The sequence below is a fragment of the Streptomyces sp. genome, assembly GCF_036566765.1.
Taxonomy (GTDB): domain Bacteria; phylum Actinomycetota; class Actinomycetes; order Streptomycetales; family Streptomycetaceae; genus Streptomyces.
Window position 1 is genome coordinate 1 of sequence record NZ_DATCVQ010000401.1, and the last position, 15,683, is coordinate 15,683.

At 73.7% G+C, this 15,683-nt stretch carries 13 protein-coding genes; 8 read left to right on the forward strand and 5 right to left on the reverse strand.

Annotation, left to right across the window (positions count from 1 at the left end; translation table 11 throughout):
• From VIU94_RS23505 to VIU94_RS23530, 6 genes are all read left to right on the forward strand, one after another.
• Positions 1–448, forward strand: a 448-nt coding sequence (locus VIU94_RS23505; RefSeq protein WP_414720993.1) for a calcium-binding protein, incomplete at its 5' end; no start/stop codon positions are given.
• A gap of 93 nt (positions 449–541) precedes the next feature.
• Positions 542–1,747 (forward strand): sensor histidine kinase, encoded by a 1,206-nt coding sequence (locus VIU94_RS23510; RefSeq protein WP_331913852.1) that lies wholly within the window; start codon positions 542–544, stop codon positions 1,745–1,747.
• On the forward strand, positions 1,744–2,409 hold the full coding sequence (locus tag VIU94_RS23515) for a response regulator (RefSeq protein ID WP_331913853.1): 666 nt from the start codon (positions 1,744–1,746) through the stop codon (positions 2,407–2,409). Before VIU94_RS23510 ends, VIU94_RS23515 begins: the two co-directional genes overlap by 4 nt.
• 142 nt (positions 2,410–2,551) lie before the next feature.
• On the forward strand, positions 2,552–3,835 hold the full coding sequence (locus tag VIU94_RS23520; RefSeq protein ID WP_331913854.1) for a cytochrome ubiquinol oxidase subunit I: 1,284 nt from the start codon (positions 2,552–2,554) through the stop codon (positions 3,833–3,835).
• A gap of 13 nt (positions 3,836–3,848) precedes the next feature.
• The gene (locus VIU94_RS23525; protein ID WP_331913855.1) at positions 3,849–4,625 is read left to right on the forward strand and encodes a cytochrome d ubiquinol oxidase subunit II; all 777 of its coding nucleotides are present in this window, start codon (positions 3,849–3,851) and stop codon (positions 4,623–4,625) included.
• 54 nt (positions 4,626–4,679) lie between these two features.
• Entirely contained in the window at positions 4,680–6,863 is a 2,184-nt protein-coding gene (locus VIU94_RS23530) for an MMPL family transporter (RefSeq protein WP_331913856.1), read from the forward strand.
• 13 nt (positions 6,864–6,876) lie between these two features.
• On the opposite strand, the gene VIU94_RS23535 is transcribed toward VIU94_RS23530, so the two are convergent.
• On the reverse strand, positions 6,877–8,085 hold the full coding sequence (locus VIU94_RS23535; protein ID WP_331913863.1) for an AI-2E family transporter: 1,209 nt from the start codon (positions 8,083–8,085) through the stop codon (positions 6,877–6,879).
• Between the two features lie 350 nt (positions 8,086–8,435).
• The gene (locus VIU94_RS23540) at positions 8,436–8,630 is read right to left on the reverse strand and encodes a DUF3046 domain-containing protein (protein ID WP_331913857.1); all 195 of its coding nucleotides are present in this window, start codon (positions 8,628–8,630) and stop codon (positions 8,436–8,438) included.
• Between the two features lie 80 nt (positions 8,631–8,710).
• Here VIU94_RS23540 and VIU94_RS23545 point away from each other — a divergent pair, with 80 nt between their 5' ends.
• Positions 8,711–9,640 carry a hypothetical protein gene (locus VIU94_RS23545; protein WP_331913858.1) on the forward strand — a complete coding sequence of 310 codons (930 nt, stop codon included), beginning with the start codon at positions 8,711–8,713 and terminating at the stop codon, positions 9,638–9,640.
• 24 nt (positions 9,641–9,664) lie between these two features.
• On the opposite strand, the gene VIU94_RS23550 is transcribed toward VIU94_RS23545, so the two are convergent.
• The 3 genes from VIU94_RS23550 to VIU94_RS23560 all read right to left on the reverse strand — a co-directional run bounded on the left by VIU94_RS23550 (position 9,665) and on the right by VIU94_RS23560 (position 11,718).
• Positions 9,665–9,982: a branched-chain amino acid transport AzlD family protein gene (locus tag VIU94_RS23550; protein WP_331913859.1), complete on the reverse strand. Its 318-nt coding sequence runs from the start codon at positions 9,980–9,982 to the stop codon at positions 9,665–9,667.
• Positions 9,979–10,821, reverse strand: a complete 843-nt coding sequence (locus VIU94_RS23555; protein WP_331913860.1) for an AzlC family ABC transporter permease — start codon at positions 10,819–10,821, stop codon at positions 9,979–9,981. Before VIU94_RS23555 ends, VIU94_RS23550 begins: the two co-directional genes overlap by 4 nt.
• A 69-nt stretch (positions 10,822–10,890) precedes the next feature.
• On the reverse strand, positions 10,891–11,718 hold the full coding sequence (locus VIU94_RS23560; protein WP_331913861.1) for an AraC family transcriptional regulator: 828 nt from the start codon (positions 11,716–11,718) through the stop codon (positions 10,891–10,893).
• Between the two features lie 98 nt (positions 11,719–11,816).
• Between VIU94_RS23560 and VIU94_RS23565 the strand changes: the two genes are divergently transcribed.
• The coding region (locus tag VIU94_RS23565) for an ATP-dependent helicase (RefSeq protein ID WP_331913862.1) at positions 11,817–15,683 on the forward strand (3,867 nt) is incomplete at its 3' end.

Genomic DNA, 15,683 nt, shown 5'->3' on the forward strand with positions numbered 1-15,683 from the left:
CGCCGAACCGCGAGCCACCGGCACCCTCACCGACTGGGTCGCCACCGCCGCCGTCGAGGACGACCCCGTACCCGCCAACAACAACGCCAACGCCGCCACCACCGTCAACAACGCCCGCGGCTGCACCATCGTCGGCACCAGCGCCACCCAGACGATCAACGGCACCTTCTTCAACGACGTCATCTGCGCACTCAGCGGCAACGACACCGTCTACGGCAACGGCGGCAACGACACCGTCTACGGCGGCCCCGGCAACGACTACATCAGCGGCGGCAACGGCAACGACCGCCTGATCGGCCAGACCGGCAACGACCGCCACCTCGGCGACGCCGGAAACGACAACCTCGACTCCCGCGACGGAGTCAACGGCAACGACACCGTCGAAGGCGGCGCCGGCTTCGACACCTGCAGCTCCGACCCGGGCGACTCCCGCACCAGCTGCCCGTAGGCGGCACGTTCACCACCGAGCGCCGTGGCCGGCGCACCGCCCCCGGCCACGGCGCTCGGCCCTGTCCGCGCCGTGCGGCCTATCCTTCGTGGCATGGCCCTCCCCTCCCGTCTCCGTGGCGGCCGTGTGTCCCCGCAGGCGGCCGACGTCCTCGTGGCGGTCGTCGTGGCGCTGATCGTGGTGGTCTGGACGCTGGTCCAGAGCCGCAACGCGACCGAGTCGACGGGCCGTACGCTGCTCGGCTGGGCGCTGATCGCCGTCGGCTGCGGGGCCCTGTGCTTCCGTCGCCGGACGCCCGTCACGGTCGCCGTCGTGACCCTGGCGGCCTGCGCGGTCTACTACCCGTTGAGCACGTACGACGGGCCGCTGATGATCGCCTTCGCGATCGCGCTCTACACCACGGCCGCCGAGGGCCGGTTCGTCGCGGCCGTCGCGCTCGCCGCCGTCACGCTGCTCGCCGTCGGTCTGGGCGAGATCCGCCAGCAGCCCGGTCACCGGCAGATCGACGACACCTCGCTGGCGATGCTGGCGGGCTGGCTGATCAGCCTGGTCGCGATCGGCCGCGCGGTGCGCACCCGGACCGCCTATCTGCACGAGGTGGAGCAGCGGGCGCTGGCCGCCGAGCGCGAGCAGGAGGCGCGGGCCCGGCAGAGTGCGACGGAGGAGCGGCTGCGGATCGCCCGCGAGGTGCACGACGTGCTCGGGCACAGCATCAGCCTGATCAACGTCCAGTCCGGCGCGGTACTGCACCGGCTGAGCAAGAAGCCGGATCCGGAGGTCGCGCTGGCCGCCGCCGAGGAGGCCCTGCAGGCGGTCAAGGCGACGAGCAAGGACGCACTGCGCGAGCTGCGGGCCACGCTCGGGGTGCTGCGGCAGGCCGATGAGGCCGCGCCGACCGCGCCCGCGTCCGGTCTCGGGCTGCTCGACGAGTTGGTGCGGCGGGCCGGGGCCGCCGGGCTCGACGTACGGACTCGGGTGGAGGGCACGCCGGTGCCGCTGCCGCCGCCGCTGGACCTGGCCGCGTACAGGATCGTGCAGGAGTCGCTGACCAATGTCACCCGGCACTCCGGGGCCCGTTCGGCGCTGGTGACGATCGACTGGGGTGCGCGCGACGTGCGGCTGCGGATCGACGACGACGGCGAGGGCGCGCCGGAGGACCGGCCGTCGGGCAGCGGCATCCGGGGCATGGCCGAGCGCGCCCGCGCCTTCGGCGGCGAACTGACCGCCGCGAACACCGCCGACGGCTTCCGGGTCGACGCCCGGCTGCCGCTCACCGTTTCCGAGGGGGACCTTCGATGATCCGTGTCGTGCTCGCCGACGACCAGACGCTCGTCCGGGCCGGATTCCGTTCGATCCTGGCCGATGAGGAGGACATCGAGGTGGTCGGGGAGGCGGCGGACGGCGAGCAGGCCGTCGCGCTCGCCCGTGAACTGCGCCCGGACGTCGTCCTGATGGACATCCGGATGCCCGGCCTGGACGGTCTGGAGGCGACCCGCCGGATCACCGGGGACGCCCGGCTCGAAGAGGTCCGGGTGGTCATCCTGACGACCTTCGACGTGGACGACTACGTGTACGGGGCGCTGCGCGCCGGCGCGTCCGGCTTCCTGGTGAAGGACACCGAGCCGATGGAACTGCTGCACGGGGTACGGGTGGTGGCGCGCGGCGACGCGCTGATCGCGCCCGGGGTGACGCGGCGGCTGATCGCGGAGTTCGCCGGGCGTACGAAGCAGCCCGACCCGAGCCCCCGGCTGAACGCCCTCACCGAGCGGGAGCGGGAGGTGATGGGCCTGGTCGGGGCAGGTCTTTCCAACGACGAGATCGCCCAGCGGCTCGTCCTGTCCCCCGCCACCGCGAAGACGCATGTCAGCCGGATCATGACGAAGCTGGACGTGCGCGACCGGGCGCAGCTGGTGATCCTGGCGTACGAGTCGGGGATGATCACCCCGGGCTGGCTGGCCTGACCGATAGGGACCCTTAGGGGGCGGGGGCCCGCGGTCGCAACCTGTGGGGTACGTCCCCGGGCACGGCCGCAACTCGTGGGGTACGCCGGTTGACCACCCCGGGCCGACGCCGGGCCCGTAGCCGTACGCCGACGCTGGCTGCGTGAATCAAGACGTACTCGATCTCGCGCGACTGCAATTCGCCCTCACCGCGGGCGGCCACTTCCTCTTCGTCGCCCTCACCCTGGGGCTCGCGACGGTGGTGGCCGTCCTGCAGACGAAGGCTGCCCTCGGCGGCAAGGCGCTCGACGCGCGGCTGGTCCGCTTCTGGGGCCAGTTGTACGTGATCAACTACGCGGTCGGCATCGTCACCGGCATCGTGATGGAGTTCCAGTTCGGGATGAGCTGGAGCGGGCTGACGCACTACGCGGGCAATGTCTTCGGGGCCTCGCTCGCGGTGGAGACGATCGTCGCCTTCTTCGTCGAGTCGACCTTCCTCGGGCTGTGGATCTTCGGCTGGCACCGCTTCAACAGGTGGGTCCATCTGGCGATGATCTGGGTGGTCACGCTGACCGCGTACCTGTCGGCGTACTGGATCCTCGTCTCGAACGGCTTCCTCAACCATCCGGTGGGCCACCGGACCGAGGGCGGCAAGCTCGTCCTGGACGACCCGGTGGCGGTGCTGACCAACCCGTCGGCGCTGCTCGCGTTCGGGCACATCCTGGGCGGCGCGCTGCTGACGGCGGGCTTCTTCATGGCCGGGGTGAGCGCCTACCACCTGTTCCGGCGCACACCCGAGTGGGAGTTCTTCGGGCGCAGCCTGCGGATCGGGGTGTTCCTGTCCCTGCCGGCGCTGATGCTGGCGGCGGTCCTCGGCGGGCTCCAGTTCTCCGTACTCCGCGACTTCCAGCCCATGAAATCGGCCGTGTTCAGCCAGAAGACTGCGGAGATCGCGCAGATCCAGGCGGACATGGTCGCCCGGTTCGGTCCCGGCGACTACGTGCCCTCCGAGGCGTGGACGCGCGGCGGCGGTCTGGTGATGCTGATCGCCTTCGCCCTGATGATGTACCTCACCCTCGGCGGGGCGGTCCTCGCCTGCTTCAAGAAGGTCGTCTACCGCTTCCGCCTCTGGCACCTGCTGCTGATGGCCGCGGTGCCGCTGCCGTACCTGGCGATGATCGCCGGCTGGGTGTTCCGGGAGGCCGGCCGGCAACCCTGGGTCGTGTACGGGCTGCTGCGCACCGAGGACGCCGTCTCCGACCTCTCCCCCGGCACGATGCGCGCCTCGCTGATCGTCTTCACCGCACTCTTCGCGCTGCTCGCCGTGCTGAACGCCTGGCTGCTGGCCCGGCACGCCCGGCGCGGCCCGGTCGACTCCGGCCTCGGCCACGACGACCGCGCGGAGGCCGACGACCCCGCATACGCCCTGCCCGCCGCGCGCTACTGAGGAGCGACCGACCGTGGACACCCTTGCCCTCGCCCTGCTCGCCTTCTTCGCCACCGGCTACTTCGTGCTGGCCGGCGCGGACATCGGGACCGGGATGCTCACCCCCTACCTGGGCCGCACGGACCGTGAACGGCGGCTGGTCATCGCCTCGTTCGCGCCGTTCTTCCTCGGCAACGAGGTGTGGCTGATCGCCACCGCCGGCGTCCTCGTCGGCTGCTTCCCCGACCTGGAGGGGGAGCTGCTCACCGGGCAGTTCCCGGTCCTCGTCGCGCTGCTGACCGGCTGGATCGTCCGCGACGTCGGGCTGTGGTCGCGCGGCCGCGGGCCCGGCCCGCGCTGGCGCGCGGCGTGCGACGGGGCGGTGGTGTGCGGCAGTTGGACGGTGTCACTGGCCTGGGGCGTGCTCCTGGCCGGGCCGCTCACCGGAACGCCGTACGCCCCCGCGGGCGGACTCGACGCCCTGCTCGCCGCCCTCGCCACGGCCGCGCTGTTCGCCGCGCACGGCCTCGGCTTCGCGTCACTCCGGCTGACGGGGCTGCCGTACGAGCGGGCCCGCCGGCTCGTCGGACGGACCGGCTCCTGGCAGTCGTTCGCGCTCACCGGGGTCCTGCTGGCCGTCCTGCCACTGGCAGCCGGGCTGTCCCTGTCGCCCGCCGACTCGACGGCCGACGGGACGACGCTCGCGCTGCTCGTGCCCGCCCTCCTGGTCGTCACACCGCTGCTGATCGCCGCCCAGGCATGGACCTGGTGGACCTTCCGACACCGGGTCACCCGCCCCTCGTACCTCTGAGCCGTCCGGCCTCCCAAACCTCCGTCCCACCACCTTCCGCAAGGAGAACCGATCATGACCGTCACACGGGAAGCGGGCCCCGAGCCCGCGGCCGACGCCCGGCGGGGCAGCGTCTTCGAGCGCCTCGCGGCGTTCTCGTACCGCCGCCGCGGGGGCGCGCTGCTGCTGTGGATCGTCGTGGTCGCCGGGATCACCGGGGCCTCGATGTCCGTCGGCAGCGCCTACCACAACGACTTCTCACTGCCCGGCACGGATTCGCAGGCGGCGCAGAGCGTGCTGGAACGGCACGGTTCGGCGCAGGCGGACGCGACCCTCCAGGTCGTCGTCCGGGACGCGGACGGCGTGCGCGGCACGGAGGTCCGGGCCCGCGTCGAGGGCCTGCTCGACAAGGTCGACGGCCTGCCCGGCGTCACGGATGTGCGCAGCCCGTACGAGGACGGCGCCGCGGTCTCCCGCGACGGCAGGGTCGGCTACGCCACCGTCACCCTCGACGGGGCGGCCGAGAACGTCCCCCGCGAGGACGTCGTGAAGATCATCGAGACCGTGCGCAACGCGCAGGGCGACGGGCTGACCGCCGCCGTAGGCGGCGACGCGGCCCGCGGCGCGGAGGAGGGCGGCGGCGGTGCGGCCGAGGGCGCGGGCATGCTCGGCGCGCTGGTGATCCTGGTGTTCCTGTTCGGGTCGCTGGTCGCGGCCAGCCTGCCCGTGGTGACCGCGGTGTTCGCGGTCGGTGCGTCCGTCGGCCTGATCGCGCTCGCCTCGCACCTGGCGGACGTCGCCGACTTCACCCCGCCGATCATGATGCTGGTGGGGCTCGGCGTGGGCATCGACTACGCGCTGCTGATCTTCTCTCGCTACCGCGGCGAGCTGCTGCGGGGGAAGGAGCCCGAGCAGGCCGCGCGGACCGCCCTGGACGCGGCCGGCCGGACGGTCTTCTTCGCCGGCTGCACGGTGATCATCGCGCTGATGGGTCTGGTGGCGCTCGGCCTCGGTTCGCTCCAGGGCGTGGCATTGGCCGTGGCGCTGACCGTCCTCGTCACGATGGCCGCCTCGCTGACGCTGCTCCCGGCTCTGCTCGCCCTGTTCGGCAAACGGATCCGGCGTCAGGTCGCCAAGCGGGCGGCGAAGTCCGACCGGGTCGAGGGCGCGCGCTGGCGGCGCTGGGCGACCGGCGTGCAGCGGCGGCCCTGGGCAGCGCTCCTGGTGTCCATGGTGGCGCTGGGCGCGCTCGCGGCCCCGGCGCTCGACATGCGGCTCGGCTTCGCGGACGCCGGCAACGACGCGCCGGCCAAGTCCAGCCGCCAGGCGTACGACCTGCTCGCGGAGGGCTTCGGCCCGGGGTTCAGCGGCCCGCTGATCGTCGTCGTGGACGGCGCGGGCGAGCCGGCCGGCCCGGGCCCCGGCGGTCGGGCGGCCGCGGACCGGGTCCGTACAGCCCTGGAGGCGACGGACGGGATCGCCGCGACGACCGGCCCGATCCCGACCGAGGACCCCTCCGTCGCCACCGTCATCGCCTTCCCCGAGTCCGCCCCGCAGGCCGAGGCGACCTCCGAGCTGGTCGACCGGCTGCGGACCGGTGTGCTGCCGCCGCTGGAGCGGGAGACCGGTACGGAGCTGCTGATCGGCGGGCCGACGGCGGCCACCGAGGACTTCGCCGCGACGGTCTCCGACCGGATGCCGCTGTTCGTCACGATCGTGGTCGGCCTGTCCGCGCTGCTGCTGCTCCTGGTGTTCCGCTCGGTCCTGATCCCGGTCAAGGCCGCGCTGCTCAACCTGGTCAGCATCGGCGCGGCGCTCGGCGTGATCACGCTGGTGTTCCAGCACGGCTGGTTCGGCGTGCAGCCCGGTCCCATCGAGGCGTTCATCCCGGTCATGATCTTCGCGATCGTCTTCGGGCTCTCGATGGACTACGAGGTCTTCCTGCTCTCCCGGATCCATGAGGAGTGGGAGCGCACGAACGACCCGCAGGTCGCGGTGCGCGAGGGCCTCGCGGCGACCGGGAAGGTCATCACGGCCGCCGCCGCGATCATGATCGTGGTGTTCGCCGCCTTCGTGCTGAGCCCGGACCGGATGCTGCAGCAGTTCGGCCTCGGGCTCGCGGTCGCGATCCTGCTCGACGCCGTGGTGATCCGCTGCCTGATCGTGCCCGCGGTGATGCAGCTGCTGGGCCGGCGGGCGTGGTGGCTCCCGGCCCCGCTGGCCCGGCTGCTGCCGAAGGTGCGCCTCGAAGGGAGCTGAGGCGGTACGGGGGTCAGGCGCCGTCCCGCGGGGGCGGCGTCTGCTCCCCTCTGAGCTGCAGCGCCTTCTGGAGCCGGGCGAGGACCGCCTCGCCGTAGCGCCGGTGCCCGTGCATCCGCGGATCGTCGGTCACGTCGTACCGCTTCACATACGCGCCGAGGAACGCCTGGAGGGTGGCCACCGCCGGGATCGCGATCAGCGCGCCGACCGCGCCGAGCAGCGCCGTGCCGGCGACGACCGAGCCGAAGGCCACCGCCGGGTGGATGTCGACGGTCTTGGCGGTGAGCTTCGGCTGCAGGACGTAGTTCTCGAACTGCTGGTACACGACGACGAAGGCCAGCACCCACACCGCGTACCAGGGGTCGATGGTGAAGGCGATCAGCATCGGCAGCGCGCCCGCCAGGTAGGTGCCGATGGTCGGGATGAACTGCGAGACCAGGCCCACCCACACGGCGAGCGCGGGCGCGTACGGCACGCCCAGGATCTCCAGCAGGACGAAGTGCGAGACGCCGGAGATCAGCGCCATCAGGCCTCGGGAGTAGAGGTAGCCGCCGGTCTTGTCGACCGCGATCTCCCAGGCCCGCAGCACCTCGGCCTGCCGGGCCGGGGGCAGGACCGAGCACAGCGCGCGGCGCAGCCGGGGTCCGTCGGCGGCGAAGTAGAACGAGAACAGGAAGATCGTCAGGAGCCGGAACAGCCCGCCGAGGACCGTCGCGGAGACGTCGAGCACGCCGGTCGCGCTGTTCTGGACGTACTTCCGCAGCCAGTCCGAGCGCAGCACGCTGTCCTGGACCTCGACCCGGGACAGCTCGGTGTGGAAGGTCTGGTTGATCCAGTTGATCAGCGAGTCGAGGTACTGGGGGAAGTCCTCGACCATGTCGACGATCTGGCCCGCGAGCATGGAGCCGAGCAGCACGACGAAGCCGATGCCGACGACCGCGACGCCGAGGAAGACCAGGAAGGTGGCGAGTCCGCGCCGCATGCCGCGGGCCGCCATCCGCCCGACCGCCGGCTCTATGGCCAGGGCGAGGAAGAACGCGATCAGGATGTTGATCAGCAGCCCGACGAGCTGGTGGAAGGCCCAGCTGCCGAGCTGGAAGCAGGCGTAGAGCGCGAGGGCGAGCAGCATGGCGCGGGGCAGCCAGCGCGGCATCCGCGCGGAGGCGGCCGGCTGCGCGGGGGCAGGTCTCGCGCTGCCGTCGACGGCGTCGACGCCGTTCAGCGGGCCGGCGACGGGCGCGGCAGGGGAGCCGACCGCCACGGCCGCTGGGGCGAGCGTGCTCGTCCCGACGGTCCGCCCGGCGGTCTCCTCGGCGGCCGGGCCGGCGGCGCTGTCGGCAGTCAGGCCGGCGGGCAGGCCGGCAGCGTCCTCGGCAGTCCGTCCGGCGGCGTCCTCGGCAGTCCGTCGGGCGGTGCCGTCGGCGGTGGTGTCGCGCGTGTTCTCCGGGGTCTTCTCGGCAGCCTTCTCGGGGGTCTGCCGCTCGGTCTGGTCGGTCTCGTCAGTCGGGGCCACCACGCCAGTCTCGCGCACCGCGCCGACAAACCTCCGCCGCCCCCGCGGGCGGCCCCGCGTCAGCGCTTGTCGCCGGGGACGTCCATGGCGGCGCAGACCGCCCGCCAGACGTCCTTCGTCTCCCAGCCCGCGTCCAGCGCCTCGCGCACCGTACGGCCGCCCAGCTCCGCCATCACGTGGTCCCGTGCGAAGGAGTCGGCGTAGGACTCACCGAAGTGGTCGGCCATCCGTTCCCAGAAAATCGTCAACCGCATGCCACCAGTATCCCGCTCCTGAGAGTGCAGCCCGGTCCGGTACGGGGCCGAAGCGGCCCGATCCGTCCTACGGTCGGACCATGGCTGGAAACCCCTCCGCATCTCCCCTCGGCACGCCGCTCGCCCGCGCCGAGCAGTTCGTCTGGCTGACCGCCCGCGTGCTCGAACAGCGGCGGTTCGCCTACCACTTCCTGCGCGGCGGCACCGAGCCCGTCGAGGCCGCGCTGAACGCCTACCTCAACGAGGACGGCGGCTACGGCCACGCCCTCGAACCCGATCTGCGCGGCCCGGTCAGCCAACCGCTGCACACCGCGCACGCCCTGCGCGTCCTGGACTCCGTCGGGCGCTGCGGCGGGCTGCGGGTGGAGCGGATCTGCCGGTACCTGACCGACGTGTCCACCCACGACGGGGCGCTGCCCGCCGTCCACCCGTCCCAGCGCGGCTACCCGGCGGCGCCCTTCGTGCCGATCGTCGACCATCCGCCGAGCGAGCTCCTCGCCACTGGCCCGGTGGTCGGGCTGCTGCACCGCAACCAGGTGTGGCACGCATGGCTGTTCCGCGCCACGGACTTCTGCTGGGCCGCCGTCGAAAACCTCCGTTCCTCCCATCCGTACGAGGTCCAGGCCGCCGTCGCCTTCCTCGACGGCGTCCCGGACCGCTCCCGCGCGGAGAAGGCGGCCGACCGCCTTGGCCGGCTGGTCCGCGAGCAGCGCCTGGCCCTGCTCGACCCGGACCGCCCGGAGGCGTACCCGGTGGCCCCGGGCTACGCGCCGGGCGAGCACCACTACCCGCACGACTTCGCGCGGGTGCCGGACTCGTTGGCCCGGGGGTGGTTCACCGACGAGGAGATGGCCCGCTCTCTGGACTGCCTGGAGGCGGCCCAGCAGGAGGACGGCGGCTGGCCGCTGCTCTGGCGGGAGTGGGCCCCCGGCTCGGCCCTGGAGTGGCGCCCGATCGTGACGATCGAGGCGCTGCGCACCCTGCGGGCGCACGGACGGAAGGTGGACTGAGGGCCGACTGCGGCCCAGCGACGGTCAGCCGCCGAGGGCGCGGACCCCGGCGGTCACGGCGACGGCCGCGCCGACCACCACCAGGAACGGGGCCCGCAGCACCAGCGCGACTGCCGCCGCGCCCACTCCGGCGGCGCGGGCGTCGAGCACCAGGGCGCCCTGGGAGGCGAAGGTCTGCTGCGCGGTCAGCGCGCCGAGCAGCGCGACGGGCATCAGGGCGGCCAGTCGCCGGACGAGCGGGCGCTCCAGGGTGTCCGCAGGCACGAGGAGGCCGAGCAGCTTGACCAGGTAGCAGCCGACGGCGGTCAGGCCGATGGCGATCCAGACGGTCGTCGGGTTCATCGCGCGTCCTCCTTCGCGGTGTGCGCGCCGGCCGTGTGCGCGCCGGCGGTTTCCTCGCCCGCCTTCGCGGTGTGCGCGTCGTCAAACCCCGTGTACTCCCGCGCGCTCTCCTTCTGCTCCCGCGCCGCGATCCGGCGGCCCTGGACCCACAGCACCGCGGGCGCGGCCAGCGCCGCGACCAGCACCGGCACGCCGGCCGGCAGCACGGGCAGCAGCCCGAGGCCGAGGAGTACGGCGATCCCGGCGGTGGCCCGCTCCGTGGCCGTGCGCAGCATCGGGGCGAGCAGCGCCAGGAAGACGGCCGGCCCGGCGGCGTCCAGGCCCCAGGCGGCGGTGTCGCCGATCGCCTCCGCGCCGAGCGCGCCCAGCAGGGTGGTGAGGTTCCACAGCACGTACAGGGTGAGGCCGGTGACCGTGAACCCGAGGCGTACCGCGCGCCGGGTGGGCTGGGCGAGGGCGACGGCGGTGGTCTCGTCGATGACCCAGTGCGCGGCGAACGGCCGGACCGCGCGCGGCAGCGCGAGCAGCTGGGACAGCCGCAGCCCGTAGAAGGCGTTGCGGGTGCCGAGGAAGAAGGCCCCGGCGGCCGCGGTGAACGGGTTCCCGCCCGCGGCGAGCGCGCCGACCAGTGCGAACTGCGAGGCGCCGGTGAAGACCAGCAGGCTGAGCACGCAGGTCTGGAGCAGGGTGAGTCCGGAGCCGGCCGAGGTCACGCCGAAGGCGAAGCCGGAGAGCCCGACGGCGACGCCGACGCCGAGCGCGTCGCGCACGACCGCCGCGTCCGGCTTCGTCGCCTCGGGCTGCTCCCGTATGACGGGGGTTGCTGTCTGTTCTGCCACGTCAGGGACGTTACGGGCCGCCCGCCGAACGGTCTTGTACGTTCTTGCGGCCCCCGAAGGCCCATCGCGTCACCCGCGTACGCCGCGCGCCCGCTGGTACGCCCCCGGCGGCACGCCGACGCTCCGCGCGAAGTGCCGGTTCAGGTGGGGCTGGTCGGTGAAGCCGACCGCGACGGCGGCCTCCGCCGGGGGCGTGCCGGCGTCCAGCAGCCGCCGGGCCCGGCGGACCCGTGCGTCGGTGAGCCAGGTGTGCGGCGGCATGCCGTACGCGTCCCGGAAGGCCCGCAGCAGCGCGAAGGGGCTGGTGCCGAGCTCGGCGGCGAGCCGCTCCAGGGTCGGCGGTTCGGCCATCCGCTCCTCCAGGACGGCCCGGGCGCGGGCCGCGTCGCGGGCACCCGCGGAGCGCGGCGGGAGCGGCTGCGCCAGGCCCCCGTGGCTGCGCAGCATCCGCGCCGTGACCAGCCGCAGCAGGCTGTCCGCGGCCAGCGCGTTGCCCTCCTCGGCGGCCCGGTGGACGCCGATGACGAGCTGCGCGGCGTACGGGTCGTCCACGACGGGCTGGGTGAAGCCGACCGTGCCGCGCACCGGGAGGACGTCGGCCGCGATCGACTGGACGAGGTCGGCGGCCGGGTAGATCGTCCGGTAGGTCCAGCCCTCGGGGACGCCCGCCTGCCCGGTGTGCGGGGTGTCGGGGTTGACCAGCGCGATCTGGCCGGGGCCCGCGTGCACGAGCTCGTCGCGGTAGTGGAAGGCCTCCACGCCCTCGGTGATCGCCGCGTAGACGAAGGTCTCGTGGGTGTGGCGGGAGAACTCCTTGCGGATGTAGTGGGCGTGCAGCAGGTCGACGCCGGGCAGCTCCTCGTACTGCCAGTAGCGTGCCGTCTCGCGTATCGCCATGCCCCCCATTCTGCGCCACACGCCGCGCTCCAGGCCCCGCGGCGGGGCGTTTGTGCAGGTCCGGGCCGTTGTCGGTGGCCGGGTGCAGGATGGGGGACATGGCCGGCTCTGCGCTCGACTCGTTCTCGCCCGCGACCCGTGGATGGTTCACCGGGGCGTTCGACGCGCCCACCGCCGCGCAGGAGGGCGCCTGGCGGGCGATCGGCGAGGGCTCGGACGTCCTGGTCGTCGCGCCGACCGGCTCGGGCAAGACGCTGGCCGCGTTCCTGGCGGCGCTGGACCGGCTCGCCGCCACCCCGCCGCCCGCCGAGGCCAAGAAGCGCTGCCGCGTGCTGTACGTGTCGCCACTGAAGGCCCTCGCGGTCGACGTCGAGCGCAATCTGCGCTCACCCCTGACCGGGATCCGGCAGGAGTCGGTCCGGCTCGGGCTGCCGGAGCCGGAGGTGCGGGTCGGGATCCGGTCCGGGGACACGCCGCCCGCAGAGCGCCGGGCGCTGGCGACCCGGCCGCCGGACATCCTCATCACCACGCCCGAGTCGCTGTTCCTGATGCTCACCTCGGCCACCCGGGAGGCGCTGGCCGGGATCGAGACGGTGATCCTGGACGAGGTGCACGCGGTCGCCGGCACGAAGCGCGGCGCGCATCTGGCCCTCTCCCTGGAGCGGCTCGACGGGCTGCTGCCGCGCCCGGCCCGCCGGATCGGCCTGTCGGCGACGGTCCGGCCGGTCGACGAGGTGGCGCGGTATCTGTCGCCGCAGCGCCGGGTGGAGATCGTCCAGCCGCCGTCCGGCAAGGAGTTCGACCTGTCGGTGGTCGTCCCCGTGGAGGACCTGGGGGAGTTGGGCGGCTCGCCGGCCTCCGAGGAGCGGGAGGGCGGCGAGAAGCCGTCGATCTGGCCGCATGTCGAGGAGCGCATCGCCGACCTCGTCCAGTCGCACCGCTCGACGATCGTCTTCGCCAACTCCCGCCGGCTCGCCGAGCGGCTGTGCAACCGGCTCAACGAGATCGCGTACGAGCGCGCGGTCGGCGAGGCTCTGCCCGAGGGCCGGCCGCCCGCCGAGATCATGGCGCAGTCCGGGGCGGCGCAGGGCGCTCCCGCGCTGCTGGCCCGGGCGCACCACGGCTCGGTGTCGAAGGAGCAGCGGGCCCTGGTGGAGGAGGACCTGAAGGCGGGCCGGCTGCCCGCGGTCGTCGCCACGTCCAGCCTGGAGCTGGGCATCGACATGGGCGCGGTGGACCTGGTGGTCCAGGTCGAGTCGCCGCCGTCGGTCGCCTCCGGTCTCCAGCGGGTGGGCCGGGCCGGCCACCAGGTGGGCGCGGTCTCCACGGGCGTCGTGTTCCCGAAGTACCGGGGCGACCTGGTGCAGGCGGCCGTGGTGACGGAGCGGATGAGGACCGGCGCGATCGAGTCGCTGCGGATCCCCGCCAACCCGCTGGACGTGCTGGCGCAGCAGCTGGTGGCGATGGTCGCCCTGGACACCTGGCAGGTCGACGACCTGCTGGCGGCGGTCCGGCGGGCAGCGCCGTTCGCCTCGCTGCCCGAGTCGGCGTTCACGGCCGTCCTCGACATGCTGGCCGGCCGCTACCCGTCGGACGCGTTCGCGGAGCTGCGACCGCGGGTGGTGTGGGACCGGGTCGCCGGGACGGTCACCGGGCGGCCCGGCGCGCAACGCCTTGCGGTGACCTCGGGCGGCACGATCCCGGACCGCGGCCTGTTCGGCGTCTTCCTGGCCGGTTCCGACCCGAAGAAGGGCGGCGGCCGGGTCGGCGAGCTCGACGAGGAGATGGTGTACGAGTCCCGGGTCGGGGACGTCTTCACGCTGGGCACCACCTCGTGGCGGATCGAGGACATCACCCGGGACCGGGTGCTGGTCTCGCCGGCCCCCGGGGTGCCGGGCCGGCTGCCGTTCTGGAAGGGCGACCAGCTGGGCCGGCCGCTCGAACTGGGGCGTGCGGTGGGCGCGTTCCTGCGCGAGGTCGGCTCGCTGAGCGAGGAGGACGCCCGGCTGCGGCTGCTCGCCGCGGGCCTGGACGCCTGGGCGGCGGACAACGTGATCGCGTACCTGGACGAGCAGCGCCGGGCCTGCGGCCACGTCCCCGACGACCGCACGATCCTGGTGGAGCGGTTCCGCGACGAGCTGGGCGACTGGCGGGTCGTGATCCACTCCCCCTTCGGAGCGCAGGTGCACGCCCCGTGGGCGCTGGCGCTCGGCGCCCGGCTGTCCGAGCGGTACGGCATGGACGCGCAGGTCATGCACGCCGACGACGGCATCGTGCTGCGTCTGCCGGACGCGGATCTGATGGGCCTGGACCTGCTGGACCAGGACCCGGTGCACCTGGACTCGACGTACGACTCGGAGCAGGCCCCGGTCGGGGCGGCGGACGTCGTCTTCGACAAGGGCGAGGTCTCCCAGATCGTCACCGACCAGGTCGGCGGCTCGGCGCTGTTCGCCTCCCGGTTCCGGGAGTGCGCGGCGCGCGCCCTGCTGCTGCCCAAGCGGAACCCGGGCAAGCGGACCCCGCTGTGGCAGCAGCGCCAGCGCGCCGCCCAACTGCTCCAGGTGGCGAGCGAGTTCGGCTCGTTCCCGATCGTCCTGGAGGCGGTGCGCGAATGCCTCCAGGACGTCTTCGACGTGCCGGGCCTGACCGAGCTGATGGGCGACCTCGAGTCCCGCCGGGTCCGCCTGGTCGAGGTGACCACGCCGGAGCCGTCCCCGTTCGCCCGCTCCCTGCTCTTCGGCTACGTGGCCCAGTTCCTGTACGAGGGGGATTCGCCGCTCGCGGAGCGCCGCGCCGCGGCCCTGTCGCTGGACTCGCGGCTGCTCGCCGAGTTGCTGGGCCAGGCGGAGCTGCGCGAACTGCTCGACGCGGACGTGCTGTCCGAGCTGGAGCGCGAGCTCCAGTGGCTCACCGACGACCGGCGGATCAAGGACGTGGAGGGGGTCGCCGACCTGCTGCGGGTCCTCGGGCCGCTGACCGACGCCCAGCTGGCAGAGCGGGGCGCGGAGCCGCCGTGGGCCGAGGAGCTGTCCCGGGCCCGCCGCGCGATCAAGGTCCGGATCGCGGGCACCGATCACTGGGCGGCGATCGAGGACGCGGGCCGGCTCCGCGACGCGCTGGGCACGGCGCTGCCGGTCGGCGTCCCGGAGGCCTTCACGGAGCCGGTGAAGGACCCGCTGGGCGATCTCCTCGCCCGGTACGCGCGTACGCACGGCCCGTTCACCTCCTCCGAGGCCGCGGCCCGCTTCGGCCTCGGCCCGGCGGTCACCGACGGGGCGCTGCAGCGGCTCGCGGCGTCCGGCCGGGTCGTCCAGGGCGAGTTCCATCCGTCCGGGATCGGCCAGGAGTGGTGCGACGCGGCGGTGCTGCGCCGGCTGCGCCGCCGTTCGCTGGCCGCGCTGAGGCACGAACTGGAGCCGGTGCCGCCCGCCGCGCTCGCGACCTTCCTGCCGCAATGGCAGCATCTGGGCGGCGGCGGGCTGCGCGGGATCGACGGGCTGGCCCGCGCCGTCGAGCAGTTGCAGGGCGCGCCGGTGCCGGCCTCGGCGCTGGAGAAGCTGATCCTGCCGTCCCGGGTCACCGGCTACGACCCGGGGATGCTCGACGAACTCACCACCACCGGCGAGGTGCTGTGGGCCGGCGCGGGCGCGCTGCCCGGCAAGGACGGCTGGATCTCGCTCTATCTCGCGGACGCGGCGCCGCTGCTGCTCCCCCCGGCCCATCCGCTCGAACTCACCGCACTGCACGAGTCGGTGCTCACCGCGCTGGCCGGTGGGTACGGTCTGTTCTTCCGCCAGATCGCCGACCAGGTCCGGGCCACCACGCACCCGGACGCGACCGATCCGCACCTGGCGGACGCCCTGTGGGACCTGGCCTGGTCCGGCCGGCTCACCAACGACACGCTGGCCCCGCTGCGTTCGCTGCTCGGCTCCGGCCGCACGGCAGGCTCGACCGCGCACCGCGCC

What these genes read in the sequence shown, in the direction of transcription:
- VIU94_RS23510 (WP_331913852.1), top strand. Translation starts at nt 542, where the DNA reads ATGGCCCTCCCCTCCCGTCTCCGTGGCGGCCGTGTGTCCCCGCAGGCG.
- VIU94_RS23515 (WP_331913853.1), top strand. Translation starts at nt 1,744, where the DNA reads ATGATCCGTGTCGTGCTCGCCGACGACCAGACGCTCGTCCGGGCCGGA.
- VIU94_RS23530 (WP_331913856.1), top strand. Translation starts at nt 4,680, where the DNA reads ATGACCGTCACACGGGAAGCGGGCCCCGAGCCCGCGGCCGACGCCCGG.
- VIU94_RS23540 (WP_331913857.1), bottom strand. Translation starts at nt 8,630, where the DNA reads ATGCGGTTGACGATTTTCTGGGAACGGATGGCCGACCACTTCGGTGAG.
- VIU94_RS23545 (WP_331913858.1), top strand. Translation starts at nt 8,711, where the DNA reads ATGGCTGGAAACCCCTCCGCATCTCCCCTCGGCACGCCGCTCGCCCGC.
- VIU94_RS23550 (WP_331913859.1), bottom strand. Translation starts at nt 9,982, where the DNA reads ATGAACCCGACGACCGTCTGGATCGCCATCGGCCTGACCGCCGTCGGC.
- VIU94_RS23560 (WP_331913861.1), bottom strand. Translation starts at nt 11,718, where the DNA reads ATGGCGATACGCGAGACGGCACGCTACTGGCAGTACGAGGAGCTGCCC.